This window comes from Micromonospora sp. II, assembly GCF_001709195.1.
GTDB lineage: Bacteria > Actinomycetota > Actinomycetes > Mycobacteriales > Micromonosporaceae > Micromonospora > Micromonospora chalcea.
In genome coordinates, this window is record NZ_LYXF01000024.1 from 570,343 (window position 1) to 584,032 (window position 13,690).

Annotated in this window: 13 protein-coding genes; 10 read left to right on the top strand and 3 right to left on the bottom strand. The window is 72.7% G+C overall.

Going from position 1 to position 13,690, the window contains the following annotated elements:
* The first annotated feature begins 97 nt into the window (after positions 1-97).
* From A8711_RS14250 to A8711_RS14260, 3 genes are all read left to right on the top strand, one after another.
* Positions 98-1,591, top strand: a complete 1,494-nt coding sequence (locus tag A8711_RS14250) for an HtaA domain-containing protein (protein WP_043323401.1) — start codon at positions 98-100, stop codon at positions 1,589-1,591.
* Positions 1,592-1,686: 95 nt separating this feature from the next.
* The gene (locus A8711_RS14255; protein WP_069088474.1) at positions 1,687-2,877 is read left to right on the top strand and encodes a WxL protein peptidoglycan domain-containing protein; all 1,191 of its coding nucleotides are present in this window, start codon (positions 1,687-1,689) and stop codon (positions 2,875-2,877) included.
* Positions 2,874-3,776 carry a hypothetical protein gene (locus A8711_RS14260; RefSeq protein WP_069088475.1) on the top strand — a complete coding sequence of 301 codons (903 nt, stop codon included), beginning with the start codon at positions 2,874-2,876 and terminating at the stop codon, positions 3,774-3,776. The genes A8711_RS14255 and A8711_RS14260 overlap by 4 nt, the downstream gene beginning before the upstream one ends.
* Here A8711_RS14260 and A8711_RS14265 read toward each other — a convergent pair.
* On the bottom strand, positions 3,773-5,347 hold the full coding sequence (locus A8711_RS14265; protein ID WP_069088476.1) for an FMN-binding glutamate synthase family protein: 1,575 nt from the start codon (positions 5,345-5,347) through the stop codon (positions 3,773-3,775). The two genes, A8711_RS14260 and A8711_RS14265, sit on opposite strands and share 4 nt — an antisense overlap.
* Before the next feature lie 40 nt (positions 5,348-5,387).
* Here A8711_RS14265 and A8711_RS14270 point away from each other — a divergent pair, with 40 nt between their 5' ends.
* The 4 genes from A8711_RS14270 to A8711_RS14285 all read left to right on the top strand — a co-directional run bounded on the left by A8711_RS14270 (position 5,388) and on the right by A8711_RS14285 (position 7,893).
* A complete protein-coding gene (locus A8711_RS14270) occupies positions 5,388-5,999 on the top strand; it encodes an RNA polymerase sigma factor (RefSeq protein ID WP_069088477.1) in 612 nt (203 codons plus the stop codon).
* Positions 5,992-6,705, top strand: coding sequence for a hypothetical protein (locus A8711_RS14275; RefSeq protein ID WP_064445669.1), 714 nt, complete (start codon positions 5,992-5,994; stop codon positions 6,703-6,705). The genes A8711_RS14270 and A8711_RS14275 overlap by 8 nt, the downstream gene beginning before the upstream one ends.
* 65 nt (positions 6,706-6,770) lie before the next feature.
* Complete coding sequence (locus A8711_RS14280) at positions 6,771-7,295, top strand: hypothetical protein (RefSeq protein ID WP_043330037.1); 525 nt, start codon at positions 6,771-6,773, stop codon at positions 7,293-7,295.
* 37 nt (positions 7,296-7,332) lie between these two features.
* Positions 7,333-7,893: a DUF5872 domain-containing protein gene (locus A8711_RS14285; RefSeq protein ID WP_043323404.1), complete on the top strand. Its 561-nt coding sequence runs from the start codon at positions 7,333-7,335 to the stop codon at positions 7,891-7,893.
* A 64-nt stretch (positions 7,894-7,957) separates the two neighbouring features.
* On the opposite strand, the gene A8711_RS14290 is transcribed toward A8711_RS14285, so the two are convergent.
* Together A8711_RS14290 and A8711_RS14295 are read right to left on the bottom strand one after the other, a co-directional pair.
* Positions 7,958-9,151, bottom strand: coding sequence for an endo-1,4-beta-xylanase (locus A8711_RS14290; protein WP_043323406.1), 1,194 nt, complete (start codon positions 9,149-9,151; stop codon positions 7,958-7,960).
* A 202-nt stretch (positions 9,152-9,353) separates the two neighbouring features.
* Positions 9,354-10,358, bottom strand: coding sequence for a LacI family DNA-binding transcriptional regulator (locus A8711_RS14295; protein ID WP_043323408.1), 1,005 nt, complete (start codon positions 10,356-10,358; stop codon positions 9,354-9,356).
* 177 nt (positions 10,359-10,535) lie between these two features.
* On the opposite strand from A8711_RS14295, the gene A8711_RS14300 reads away from it, so the two are divergent.
* Genes A8711_RS14300 through A8711_RS14310 form a run of 3 tightly spaced genes read left to right on the top strand, consistent with a single transcriptional unit; the run spans position 10,536 to position 13,662 of the window.
* On the top strand, positions 10,536-11,804 hold the full coding sequence (locus A8711_RS14300; protein WP_223201002.1) for an ABC transporter substrate-binding protein: 1,269 nt from the start codon (positions 10,536-10,538) through the stop codon (positions 11,802-11,804).
* Positions 11,801-12,799, top strand: coding sequence for a carbohydrate ABC transporter permease (locus A8711_RS14305; protein ID WP_043323411.1), 999 nt, complete (start codon positions 11,801-11,803; stop codon positions 12,797-12,799). Before A8711_RS14300 ends, A8711_RS14305 begins: the two co-directional genes overlap by 4 nt.
* The gene (locus tag A8711_RS14310) at positions 12,796-13,662 is read left to right on the top strand and encodes a carbohydrate ABC transporter permease (RefSeq protein WP_043323413.1); all 867 of its coding nucleotides are present in this window, start codon (positions 12,796-12,798) and stop codon (positions 13,660-13,662) included. Before A8711_RS14305 ends, A8711_RS14310 begins: the two co-directional genes overlap by 4 nt.
* The last annotated feature ends 28 nt before the right edge of the window (positions 13,663-13,690 follow it).

The window sequence follows — 13,690 nt, forward strand, 5'->3', positions numbered from 1 at the left end:
CCGTTCGGCTGAAGATCTTGGGACGCTTCGTGGATCACCCGATCATCTTAGGTTTGCCTAACCTAATGCCTTCGCTTTCCCTCCCGAGAGGAACAGCATGTTCAGATCCAGAGCCGGAGCCCTCCGGTCGATGCGCTGGGCGGCGGTGCTCGCCCTCGGCGTGTCGAGTGCGCTCGTGGGCGCCGGACCCGCCTCGGCGGCCGAGGCCGAGATCGCAAGCGGCAGCCTGAACTGGGGTTTCAAGGCCAGCTTCCGCAACTACGTCAAGGCCGGCAACGGGGACCCGCCGATCGCTGTCAGCAACGGCGCCACCGTCAACGCCGACGGCACGTTCACGTTCCCGTCGACCGGCGGCACGCACGACGCCGCCACCGGTACGACCAACGCCACGTACGGCGGCACCGTGGTGTTCTCGTACCCGGCGCACCTGCTGACCATCACGCTGGCCAACCCGACTGTCGCCGTCTCCGGCGGCACCGCCTCGCTGAAGGCGGACGTCGACCTGGCCACCACGATGACCGAGCCGGTCTCGGTGAAGCAGGCCACCATCGCCACCCTCACCGGCGCTCCCGCCACCAGCGGGAACACGGTGACCGGCAGCAACCTCGCCGCGGCGCTCACCAGCGTGGGAGCCGGCGCGTTCAACGGCTTCTACGCCGCCGGTGAGGCGCTGGACCCGGTGTCGTTCACGTTCACCACGGCAGGCGGCACCGCGCCCGCGACCCCGGCGGTGACCGTCGACCCGGCCCAGGGCCTCGACCCCGCCGGCGCGACTGTCACCGTACGCGGCACCGGCTTCGACCCGGACTTCAACAACGGGGCCGGCATCTACGTCTCGTTCGGACCGAAGGTCGACGAGCACTGGGCCAACGCCGGCGTCCTCCAGGTCACCAAGTGGGTCAACAAGACCAACGAGCCGACCGACGCCCGGGACCGGATGGCCGCCGACGGCAGCTTCACCACGACGCTGCCGATCAGCGCCGTCTACACCGACCGCAACGGCGACGAGGTGGACTGCACCGAGGTGCAGTGCTACGTCATCACCTTCGCCGCCCGCGGCTCGGCCGACCGCCGCCAGGACACGTTCACGCCGATCACCTTCACCCGTACCGGCGCGGGTGGGAACTCGGCCCAGCAGCGGATCACCAGCACCGTGACCGGCGGCCCGCTCAGCCTGAGCGTGGCCGGCGCGAACGTCGCCCTGCCGCCGGTCGGCAAGGGCGAGTACGCCCGGGCGCCGCTGAACACCGCCACGGTGGCCGACCTGCGCGGTGCCGGCACCGGCTGGAGCCTGGTCGGACAGGTTTCCGACTTCACCTCCGCCGCCGGTGGCGTCATCGCCGGGAACTACCTCGGCTGGGCGCCGACCGCGAACGTGGTGGACGACCCGCTGGGCGGCACCACCGGCGCCGTCACCCCGGGTGCGGTGGCCGCTCCCGGCGCCGGTCTCGGCGAGGCCCGAGCGTTGTGCACGGCCGGCGCCGGGACCAGCAACGGCGTCTTCGCCTGCGGCGCCGAGCTCAACCTCGGTGTGCCGGCGTCCGCCGCGGCGGGCGACTACGTCGCCACGCTCACCCTGACCCTCTCCTGATTCACCGACCGGGTTGGCCCTGGTGGGGCGCGGGCACGTCGCCCGTGCCCCACCAGCGGCGTCTGCCCGGCGACCACCTCGCAGCGGAGCACGGTATGCCCCTCCTCACGCCCTCCTCCCGCATCCCGGCCGCCCGGATCGGCGCCGCGCTCGCCGCCGTGCTGCTCGCGGTGCTGCTCGGGTCACCGTCGCGCGGCGAGGCGGCCCCCCGGCCGGCGCCGTCCGCCGACCCCGGCGCCGCCCGCTGGGCGGTCCAGCCGTCCGGGCCCGCGGGGCCGACCGGGCGCAACTACTTCACCTACGACCTGGCGCCGGGCGCCACGATCACCGACCACGTCGGGGTGACCAACCTCGGTGACCGGCCGCTCACCTTCGCGGTGTACGGCACCGACGCGTACACCACCACCGACGGCGCCTTCTCGCTGCTGCCCTCCGACCGGGCCGCCACCGACGTCGGCGCCTGGATCGGCGTCGAGCGGCGGAACTGGACCGTCCAGCCCGGCCGGCGCGCGGACATCCCGTTCCGCCTCACCGTGCCGCGCGACGCCACGCCGGGCGACCACACCGGTGGCGTGATCGCCGCGGTCGCCCAGGACGGCGTCACCGCCGACGGGCAGCGGGTCCGCCTCGACCAGCGGATCGCCGCCCGGGTCTACCTCCGCGTGGCCGGCGAGGTCCGCCCCGCCGTGACCGTCGAAACGGTACGCGTCGACTACGACACCCCGCTCAACCCGATCGGACGCGCCGACCTCACGGTCACCTACCGGATCCGCAACAGCGGCAACGTCCGCGTCGGCGGCACCGGCGCGGTGGTCGTCGACGGCCCGGGTGGCTGGACGCTGTCCCGGACCAGCCCGGTCGACCTGCCGGAGCTGCTGCCCGGCGCCGAGTTCACCGTCACCGAGCGGGTCACCGGGGTGCCGCCCGCGCTGCGGCTGACCGCGACAGTGGACCTCGCACCCACCACCGTCGACACCGCGCTGCCCCCGGTGCGGCGCACCGCGAGCGTGTGGGCGCCGCCCTGGCTGCTGATCGCCGCTCCGGCGGCCGCGGGAGCCTGGCTCCTCCACCTGCGCCGTCGTCGACGCCGCCCCACCTCGGCCGCGCCCTCCACCACGCCCGGGCCGGCGCCGGTGTCCGAGCCTCCGGCGACGGTTGCACCCGCCGGGCCGGCGTCGGTGTCCGAGCCCTCGGCCGCTCCCGGCGGGCCGGCGGATGCGTCCCGGGCCCCCGTCGCGGGAACGGCCGAACCCCCGGCGGGCGGCACGGCGGCCGGTGCCCGGTGACCCCGGTCCTGCCGGCCGCCGCCGCGATCCTCGCGCTGGCCGTGCCGGTCCCGGCACCGCCGTCCACGCCGGACGGCGCCGCCGTCTCCGCCCCGGCCGCGCCGTCGTCCACTGCGGCCTCCGCGCCGCCGCGGCCCGCTGTCGTCGTGCCGTCCGGCCCGCTGACTGTCGGGCAGCGGGTCACCGTCACGCTGCGCGGCTGGCCGGCCGGCCCGGTCCACCTCACGGTCTGCGGTAACGACGCCCGCCGGGGCGCGCTCGACTGCGCCAACGAGCAGGCCACCACCGTCCAGGCGCCGGCGGGCACGACGGCGGCGCCGATCGCGCTGGCGGCGCCACCCGTCGCCTGTCCCTGCGTGCTGCGCGCGCATGCGCTGACCGGCGCCGTCCAGGCCACCGCCGCGCTGCCGGTCCGGGGCGTGACCGCCGCCCCGGCGCCCGCGCCGGCCGCCACGCCGCGACTGCACCTCGACGAGCTGCGCGTCGCCGGCCGCCGCCCGCTGCGGGAATGGTTCGGGCTGCCCGAGACGCTCACCGTACGCGTCGCGCTGCGCAACCCCGGCCCGGCCGACGTGGTCGACCCGCCGTTCACGCTGCTGCTCGGCCGGCCCGGACGGGCGCACACCATCGTCGCCGCCCCGCCCCTGGGCACCATCGGCGCCGGGCAGGTCCGGACGTACGAGATCCCGGTGCCGGTGGACGTCGCCGTGCTCGGGGCACACGAACTCCACGGCCGCGTCGACCTGCCGGAACGGCCGGTCGCATTCGTGGTCGAGACCAGCCGCCACCCCTGGGGACTGCTCGGCGCGGCGGCGGTCCTGGTGGTGGCGCCGATCGTGCTCCGGCCGCGCCCGCCGCGCCGCCGGGGGCGGCACCGCACCGGCGAGGGAACCGGCTAGCCGACGGCGGTGGGGGAGGGCGGCGCGCTGCCGCCCTGCGGCGCCTCGGCGGTCATCAGCCGCACGATCTCCGCCCGGTCCGCTGCCGACGGCATCCCCCACTCCGGCCGGTAGCCGAACGCCCGGTCCAGCGGGATCGACGAGGTCCGGCCGTCGAGGATCTCCACCGCGTCGGTGCCGATCAGCCCGGGATGCTCGACGCCGCACGCCTCGGCCACCTTGACCAGGTCGCGGCGCAGCGTACGGATGTAGTTCGCGGCCCGCACCGACTTGCGGGCCGGGTCCAGACCCCGGGCCAGCCACGCGTTCTGCGTGGCGACGCCGGTCGGGCAGGTGTCGGTGTGGCACTTCTGCGCCTGGATGCAGCCGATCGCCAGCATCGCCTCCCGCCCGACGTTGACCATGTCGGCGCCGAGCGCGAACGCCACCACGGCGTTGTCGGGCAGGCCGAGCTTGCCGGCGCCGACGAACACCACCTTCTCGTGCAGGTCGCGTTCGGCGAACGTGCGGTAGACCCGGGAGAAGCCCTGCTGGAACGGCAGCGAGACCGAGTCGCTGAAGATCAGCGGCGCGGCCCCGGTGCCGCCCTCGCCCCCGTCGACGGTCACGAAGTCAACGCCGCGCCCGGTGTCGCGCATCAGCGTGGCCAGATCCTCCCAGAACCCGAGGTCGCCGACGGCGGACTTGATGCCGACCGGCAGGCCGGTCTCGGCGGCGAGCAGCTCCACCCAGTCGAGCAGGCTGTCGCAGTCGGAGAACTCGGCGTGCCGGGACGGGCTGACGCAGTCCTGACCGGCCGGGACGCCCCGGGTGGCGGCGATCTCGGCGGAGACCTTCGCCGCCGGCAGCAGGCCGCCGAGGCTCGGCTTGGCGCCCTGGCTGAGCTTGATCTCCAGCGCGCGTACCGGCGCCGACGCCACCAGGTCCTTGAGCCGCGGCAGGCTGAACCGGCCCTGCTCGTCGCGGCAGCCGAAGTACGCGGTGCCGAGCTGGAAGACCAGCTCACCGCCCATGCGGTGGTACGGCGACAGCCCGCCCTCGCCGGTGTTCTGCAGACAGCCGGCCAGCGCCGCGCCCCGGTTGAGCGCCTCCACCGCGTTGGCGGACAGCGAGCCGAAGCTCATGCCGGAGATGTTCACCACCGACTCCGGGCGGAACGCCCGCGCCCGGCCGCGCGCCGCCCCGAGCACCTTGGCGCAGGGCAGCGTCACGTCGTGCCCGGCGGTCGGCGCCGACGGCGGCACCGCCCGGCCGAACGTGCGGTGCTTGATGATCGGATAGCCGGAGGTGTGCTCGATGTCGTTGTCGGTGCCGAACCCGAAGTAGTTGTTCTCCTGCTTGGCCGAGGCGTACACCCAGCGCCGCTGGTCGCGGGTGAAGGGCCGCTCCTCGTCGTTGCCGGCCACGATGTACTGCCGCAGCTCCGGTCCGATCGACTCGATCAGGTACCGGGCCCGGCCCAGCACCGGGAAGTTGCGGCGCAGCGCGTGGTCGCGTTGCAGCAGGTCCCGCGCCGCCAGCGCGGCGACGGCGGCGACGGCTGCGGGTACGGCTCTTCTCGCCCAGCTCATCCCGCCACTCTTTCCGGCACGGTCACCGGTCAAACGCCTGATGGAACCCGGCCGCCCCGGGCGGTGTCATGGAAGCGGACCGACGGCGGAGGCTGCCCTGGACGACGACGACCTCGTCACCCGCGTACGCGCCGGCGACCGGGAGGCGTACGACGCCCTGGTCGCCCGGCACACCGCGTCCGCGTACCGGACGGCGGTGCTGCTGGGCGCCGGTCCGGACGCCGAGGACGTGGTCCAGGAGGCGTTCGTGAAGGCGTACCGGAAACTGTCCCGCTACCGGGCCGAGGCGTCGTTCCGGTCCTGGCTGCTCGCGATCGTCGCCAACGAGACCCGGAACCTGCACCGGACGCGCAGCCGGCGCGACGGGCTGACGCTGCGCGCGGCGGCGGCGGAACCGGTCGTGGCCGGCGGCGCCGACGACGGGCTCGACGCGGTGCTGGCGGCCGAACGCCGGGCCGCGCTGGTCGGAGCGCTGCGGCTGCTGCCCGTACGCGACCGCGAGGCGATCGTCTGCCGCTACCTGCTGGACCTCGGCGAGGACGAGACGGCCACGGTGCTGGGGCTGCCCCGGGGCACCGTGAAGTCGCGGACCCACCGGGCGCTGGCGAAGCTGCGTGCCCTGCTGGACCGGGAGGTGGCGCACCGTGGATGACCTGGAGCGGGAGCTGCGTGACCTGACCGGCTGGCTGGAGCCGGCGCGGACGCCCGACGTCACCGCGCGGGTCCGCGCCCGGCTCGACGCGCCCGCGCCGCGCCGCCGCCGGCGGTACGTGCTGGCCACCGTGCTCGCCGCGCTGCTCGTGGTGGCGCTGCCGCCGGGCCGCGCCGCGCTCGCCGACGCGGTGACCGGGCTGCTGCGGTTCTCCGGCGTCGTCATCGACTCCGCGCCCGCCCCGCCGCCGACCGGCACGCCCTCGCCACTGCCCGCGCAGCGGCACGTCGCCCTCGCCGAGGCGCAACGCCAGGTCCGCTTCCCGATCCGGGTGCCGTCCCGCCTGGGCGCGCCGGAACGGGTGCTGGTGGCCGACCCGGACGGCGCCGGCGGCCACCGGGTGGTCAGCCTGCTCTACCGGGGCGGCACGGTACGGCTGGACGCCTTCGACGGCTCGCTCGACATCGTGTTCCACAAGCGGTCCCTCGGCGCGGACGTGACGCTCACCCAGGTCGGTGGCGAGTTCGCGATCTGGGTCGGCGGTCCGCACGCGCTGGCGTACGTGGACCGGTCGGGCACGGAACGGGTCGCCACCGCGCGGTTGTCCGCGGCCACGCTCATCTGGGAGCAGGGCGGGCTGAGTTACCGGCTGGAGGGCGACCTCACCCGCGAGCAGGCGCTGGACGTCGCGGCCTCGCTCCGGTGAGCGACGGGAACCCGGCGGCCCCGGCCGGTGTCCTGTTGACGAGAGCCGTCGACGGGGAGGCCGCGATGTTCGTTGCGAGAAGAGTCCTGCTGGTGCCGGTCCTGCTGCTGGCCGGGTGCTCCGGTCCGGCCACGGTCCCGGCTGGAGCGCCGGTGACCTCGGCGCCGGCGGCCACCGAGCCGGCCGCGCCGGCGGCCTGCGCCGAACGGGTGGAGACCGGCCGGTTGCCGGACTGGGCGGACGCCGGGTTCACCGGCGACACCCGGATGCGGCACGTCTTCGGCGCCGGGGGCCACATCGTGGCGATCCTGTTCGCGTACCCGCTCGTGCACGCCCGGGGCGACGGTGCGAACAACAAGATCCTCTGGGTGGCGCGTCCCGAGGAAGGCCGCTCCGAGCCGGCGCCGCGGACGCCTCTGGTGATCACCGCGACCCGGGACGGGACGGGCGCCCCGGTCGTCCGCGAGGTGGACGGCGGGCCCGGGCCGTCCATCGTCGACCTGCCGGCCGCCGGGTGCTGGCGGCTGCGACTGGACTGGTCCGGCCGCACCGACACGATGGATCTGCTCTACCGGCCGGGACCCGGCTGACCGGCATGGCCGCCGCCGGCGCGGGTAACGCTGCGTCATGGCGAAGTACACCGAGCCGGAACTGCGCGAGCGCCTCAAGGCCGAGATCCGCGCCTCCGACAAGGGCGGACGGCCGGGGCAGTGGTCGGCCCGCAAGTCGCAGCTGCTGACGAACGAGTACAAGAAGGCCGGCGGGGGATTCGAGGGCCCGAAGGACGCACGGCAGCGGTCGCTGCAACGCTGGGGCGGCGAGAAGTGGCAGACCCGCAGCGGTGACACGCGCGCCCGCAACGGCGGCGAGACCCGTCGTTACCTGCCCGAACAGGCGTGGAAGGAGCTGTCGGAGGAGCAGCGGCGCGACACCGACACGCGCAAGCGCCGCGCGTCGCGCTCCGGCCGCCAGTACGTGCCGAACACCGGCCCGGCGAAGCGGGCCCGCCGGGACGCCACCGCCGCGGAGCAGATGACCGAGCTGCCGGTGACCGAGGCGGTCAAGCTCGTGCGCGACCTCGACACCCGTCAGCTCGACGCGGCGCTGCGCCGGGAACGGCGTGGCAAGGCCCGCAAGACGCTCATCGGACGGCTGGAGTCGGAACTGGGCCGCCGCCGGGCGGCGTGAGCGTGATCCCGTGGCGCACCGCGACGCAGGGGCCGGCCCGAAGGCCGGCCCCTGCGCGCGACAGTCAGCGGCGCGGGTGCTGCGGGATGCGCGGCAGCACGTAGGGCGGACCGGAGAACATCAGGTCTGCCTTGAGCTCGTGGTAGGCGAGCTTGGGCTGGTAGTTCTCGTCGTACACGGTGGCCAGGCCCTCCGGCGGGTCGGAGAACGCGCCGGGCACCCAGGAGTGCTTGTCGGTGAAGCCCCAGAGCGTGAACGACAAGCAGTGCCGCTCGGCCAGGCACGCCTGCATCAGCACGCTGAAGCCCGCCGCGGACGCCTGCAGACGCGGGTTGATCTCGGCGGAGTCGCCGGCCTCCACCCCGTCGGTGATCTGGCTGCGCACGTCCACCTCGGTGAGCGCCGTGGCCAGCCCGAGCCCGGCGAACTTGCGCAGGGCCGCGACCACCTGGAGCGTGCTGAAGTTGCCGTACTGGGTGCCCAGGTGGCCCTGCGCGCCCACGCCGTCGATCGGCACGCCCTTGGCCCGCAGGTCACGGACCATGTTGTAGACGAACTGCGTCTTGTCGTCGGCCGGGTTGCCGGAGCCGAACGCCTCGATGTTGTAGTCGTTGTAGAACAGCAGCGCCTTCGGGTCGGCGGCGCGGGCCCAGCGGAACGCGTCGGCGAGGTAGCCGGGCCCGAGGTTCTGCGCCCAGAACCCCTTGTAGTGCAGGGTGGACGGGGTGTCCCAGGGGTCGCTGACCGCCTCGTTCACCACGTCCCACTGCCAGATCTTGCCCTTGAAGTGGGTGACCACCGCGGTGATGTGGTTGCGCAGGATCTGGCGCAGCTCGGCCTTGCTGATCGAGCCGTCCGCGACGCCGCTGGTCAGCCACGCCGGCAGCTGGTTGTGCCAGACCAGCACGTGGCCCCGGACCCGCTGGTTGTTCTTGCGGGCGAACTCGATCAGCTCGTCGGCCGGTCCCCAGTTGTAGGTGCCGCGGGTGGGCTCCAGGCTCTCCCACTTCATCACGTTCTCGGCGGTGACGGTGGAGAACTCGGACGCGGCCAGCTCGCGGTACCGCGGCTCGGCGGCGTCGTTGAGGGCCGCCATGTCCACTGCGGTGCCCACGTACAGGCCGTGGCGCTTGGCCAGCTCGCGCAGGCTCTGCGCGGCCGGGTCGTACGGGCGTCCCGCCGTCGCGGGGACGACGTTGAGGGCGGTGGCGGTCACGACGGCGACCGCGCCGGCGGCGAGCCAGCGTCTCAGCTTCATCTCGTTCCTTCCGGGCAGGTGCGCTCGGCCCGAGGGCCGGCGGTGGCGGTGCCGGGGCCGCCGCGACGTGGAACGGAGCGGCGGGTGCCCGGGCGGGCGGTGCGGCTTCCGAAACTTCCGGGGCGTCTTCCGGAAGTAGCCCGAAACCTTACGGACCTCGATAGCCGCCCGTCAATCGCCGTTCGGGTAGGAGCGGGGCGTATCAGCGCAGGGGCGCGCAGGAGGCCCGCACGACCAGCTCGGTGGGGAGCTGGATGTGGGTCTCCCGCTCGACGCCGGCGATCAGGTCGATCAGCAGGCGCAGTGACTCGGCGCCCATGCGTTGCAGCGGCTGCCGGATCGTGGTGAGCGGCGGGTCGACCAGCGCCGACTCGGGGATGTTGTCGAAGCCGATGACCGACAGGTCGTCCGGTACGCGCAGGCCGAGGTCGCGGGCGACGTCCACGGTGGAGATGGCGGAGAGGTCGTTGCCGGCGAAGATCGCGGTCGGCCGGTCGGGGAGGGCGAGCAGTTCGGCGGCCGTGCTGGCGGCGCTCTCGGTGCGGAAGCCGCCCACCCGCACCAGCCGCTCGTCCACCGGCGTGCCCGCGTCGGCCATCGCCTTGCGGAACCCGGCCTCGCGCAGGCGGGCCGACTCCAGGTCGGGACGGCCGCTGATGTGCGCGATCCGGCGGTGCCCGAGCGACAGCAGGTAGTCGGTGGCCAGCACCGCGCCGGCGAAGTTGTCGGAGTCGACAGTGGGCAGGCCGGACGGGCCGGTGTGCGGGTCGACGGCCACCACGTGGAAACCGTGCTTGGTCTCGACCACCGTCGGCGTCACGATCACCGCGCCGTCGATGAGCGTGCCGGACAGGCGTGCCAGCGAGCGCCGCTCCCACCCTATGGCCGCGCCCTTGCCGTCCCCGCTGGAGTAGGCGAGCAGTTGGTAGCCGCTGCCGGCGACCTCGCGGGAGGCGCCCTTGAGCAGCTCGGTGGAGAACGGCTCGAACTCGGCGACCAGGATGCCCAGCACGTTCGTCCGGTGGCTGCGCAGGCTCTGCGCCCCCAGGCTGGCCTCGTATCCGAGTTCGTGGATGACCTGCTGGACGCGCTCGACGGTGGCCTGTGCGACGCCGTACCGACCATTGACAACTTTCGATACGGTTGCCACCGAGACGCCGGCTGTGCGGGCCACGTCTGACATCTTGACGCGCTGCGGGAACACCACGCCGACGATGATAGAGGGCCTTCCCAGGGTGATCGAAGACGTTTTCGAAAACGTTATCGATACCGATTGACTTCACGTTACGGCCCTGTAAAACTCCCCGGCAGGTAACCCGACTAAGTGGTCGAGGAGACATCTATGGCGATGAAGCGCCGTGCTGGCGCCGTCCTGGCACTGTTTGTGACAAGCGCTCTGCTGGCCTCCGCGTGCAGTGGAGGTGGCGACGACGACAAGGCCGCCGAGAGCGAGCTGTACAAGAACCCGGTGACGCTGACCTGGTGGCACAACGCCTCGCAGGACGGGCCCGGCAAGACGTACTGGGAGAAGGTCGCCAAGGACTTCTCCGCGGCCCACCCGACCGTCAAGATCGAGATCGAGGCGATCGAGACGAACCAGCTCCAGCGCACCCGGCTGCCCGCCGCGCTGCTGAGCAACGACCCGCCGGACATCTTCCAGGCATGGGGTGGCGGCGAGATGCGCGAGCAGGTCGAGGCCGACTACCTCAAGGACATCACCGACCAGGTGAAGAGCGAGGTCGCCGACATCGGCAGCGCCTCCGAGATCTGGCAGGTGGAGGGCAAGCAGTACGGCCTGCCGTTCCGGATGGGCATCGAAGGCATCTGGTACAACAAGGACATGTTCGCGAAGGCGGGCATCACGGCGCCGCCGACCACCTTCGAGGAACTCAACGCCGCGGTCACCAAGCTCAAGGCCATCAACGTCATCCCGATCGCCCTGGGCGCCGGGGACAAGTGGCCGGCCGCGCACTGGTGGTACAACTTCGCGCTGCGGGCCTGCTCGGTCGACACGCTGAAGAAGGCGACCAAGGACCGGACCTTCGACGACCCGTGTTTCGTCAAGGCCGGCCAGGACCTGAAGAGCTTCATCGACACCAAGCCGTTCCAGAACAACTTCATCGCCACGCCGGGCCAGAACGACCCGACCAGCGCCAACGGTCTGCTCGCCAACGGCAAGGCCGCGATGGAACTGATGGGCGACTGGAACCGTGGCACCCTGGACACCGTCGCCACGGACAAGGCGGCCCTGGGCAAGTTCCTGGGCTGGTTCCCGGTGCCGGCGATCTCCGGCTCCGCCGGTGACCCGAAGGCGGCCCTCGGCGGCGGCGACGGCTTCGCCTGCTCGAAGAACGCCCCGGCCGAGTGCGTCGAGTTCCTCAAGTACATCGTCAGCCCCGAGGTGCAGAAGGGCTACGCCGCCACCGGCACCGGCCTGCCGGTCGCCAAGGGCGCCGCCGACGGCGTCACCGACCCGGCGCTGAAGTCCATCCTGGAGGCCACCTCCTCGGCCACCTACGTGCAGCTCTGGCTGGACACGGCCTTCGGCAGCACCGTCGGCACCGCGATGAACGACGCGATCGTCGCGATCTTCGCCGGCAACGGGACACCTGAGAAGGTCGTCTCGGCCATGAAGGCGGCCGCAAGCAAGTGACGTCCGCATCGCAGACCCGTACGCCCGCCGACGGCGCTCTCGCGCCGCCGGCGGGCCTCCGGCCCGGCGCACGAGCCGCCTCACGCCGCGCCGAGACCCGCCGCAAGTGGTACGAGATCATCGGCCTGACGACGCCGGCGGTCCTCATCTACGTGCTGTTCGTGCTGGTGCCGATGGGCTTCGCGTTCTACTACAGCCTGTTCCGCTGGCGCGGGGTCGGGCCGCCCACCGAGTACGTCGGCTTCCGTAACTACACGCTCGCGTTCCAGGACCCGATCTTCCTCGACGCGCTGCGCAACAACGCCATCATCGTCTTCGGGTCGCTGCTCATCCAGGGGCCCGTCGCGCTCGGCATCGCCCTGCTGCTCAACCGCCGCTTCCGCGGGCGCTCCGCGTTCCGCCTGCTGGTCTTCGTGCCGTACGTGCTCGCCGAGGTCACCGTCGGCATCATGTGGAAGCTGATCCTGACCGACGGCGGCACGCTCGACGCGCTGCTGCGGTCGGTCGGGCTGGGCGGGCTGGTGCAGGCGTGGCTGGCCGACCTCGACGTGGTCATCTGGACCCTGCTGTTCGTGCTCACCTGGAAGTACGTCGGCTTCGCCATCATCCTGCTGCTCGCCGGCCTGTCGAACGTGCCGCCCGAGCTGAACGAGGCCGCCGAGATCGACGGCGCGAGCTGGTGGCAGATCCAGCGTCACGTCACGTTGCCACTGCTCGGCCCGACCATCCGGATCTGGATGTTCCTGTCGATGATCGGCTCGTTGCAGGTCTTCGACATGGTCTGGGTGACCTCCGTGCCCGCGGTGCGGTCGCTCGGCGCCTCGGCCACCATGGCGACGTACATGGTGGACAACGGCTTCTTCGCCCGGCTGTGGGGCTACGGCAACGCGGTCGCCGTGATCCTGTTCGCCATCTCGTTCGTCGCGGCGCTGCTGTTCCAGCGGTTCCTGCTCAGCCGTGACATCGAGGGCGCCATCACCCGGAAGGGGAAGTGACAGTGGCCGTGAACTCCGTACCCGCCCCTTCGCCCGGGCGCCGTCCGGTGCAGTGGAGCTCGCCGCTGACGTACGCGATCGCGCTCGCGGTCGCGGCCGTGTCGATCGCCCCCGTCGTGTACGTCATCGTCGGTGGCTTCCGGACCACGCCGCAGATCGTGAACGACCCGGCCGGCCTGCCCGACCCGTGGGTCTGGGACAACTACTACCGGGTGCTCACGCAGAGCGACTTCTGGCGGCAGGCGTTCAACAGCGCGGTGATCGCTCTGGGCACCACGCTCGGCGTGGTGGTGCTCGGCATGGCCGCCGCGTTCGTGCTCGCCCGGTACTCGTTCCGGGGGCGTGAATGGCTCTACACGTTCTTCACGCTCGGTCTGCTCTTCCCGGCCGGCGCGGCGATCCTGCCGCTGTACCTCCTGCTGCGTGACCTGAGCCTGATCAACTCCTACTACGCGGTGATCCTTCCGCAGGTCGCCTTCTCGCTGCCGCTGACGATCGTCATCCTGCGGCCGTTCCTGTCGGCCATCCCGCGGGAGCTGGAGGACGCGGCCGCCATCGACGGCGCCGGCCGGCTCGGCTTCCTCTGGCGGATCGTGCTGCCGCTGTCGCGGCCCGCGATCGTCACCGTCGGTATCCTCGCGTTCGTGGCGAGCTGGAACGCGTTCCTCCTGCCGCTGCTCGTCCTCGGGGACGTCAACCTGCACACCCTGCCGCTGGGCGTGCAGAACTTCTCCAGCCAGTACACCACCGACACCGCGGGCGTCCTCGCCTTCACCTCACTGGCGATGCTGCCGGCGCTGCTGTTCTTCACCCTCGCGGAGAAGCAGATCGTGGGCGGGCTCCAGGGCGCGGTCAAGGGCTGAGCGGCAGCAGCACCAGCACAACCAATGG

Coding starts and splice junctions, on each gene's coding strand:
- A8711_RS14250 (WP_043323401.1), top strand. CDS start 98: ATGTTCAGATCCAGAGCCGGAGCCCTCCGGTCGATGCGCTGGGCGGCG.
- A8711_RS14255 (WP_069088474.1), top strand. CDS start 1,687: ATGCCCCTCCTCACGCCCTCCTCCCGCATCCCGGCCGCCCGGATCGGC.
- A8711_RS14265 (WP_069088476.1), bottom strand. CDS start 5,347: ATGAGCTGGGCGAGAAGAGCCGTACCCGCAGCCGTCGCCGCCGTCGCC.
- A8711_RS14270 (WP_069088477.1), top strand. CDS start 5,388: ATGGAACCCGGCCGCCCCGGGCGGTGTCATGGAAGCGGACCGACGGCG.
- A8711_RS14280 (WP_043330037.1), top strand. CDS start 6,771: ATGTTCGTTGCGAGAAGAGTCCTGCTGGTGCCGGTCCTGCTGCTGGCC.
- A8711_RS14285 (WP_043323404.1), top strand. CDS start 7,333: ATGGCGAAGTACACCGAGCCGGAACTGCGCGAGCGCCTCAAGGCCGAG.
- A8711_RS14290 (WP_043323406.1), bottom strand. CDS start 9,151: ATGAAGCTGAGACGCTGGCTCGCCGCCGGCGCGGTCGCCGTCGTGACC.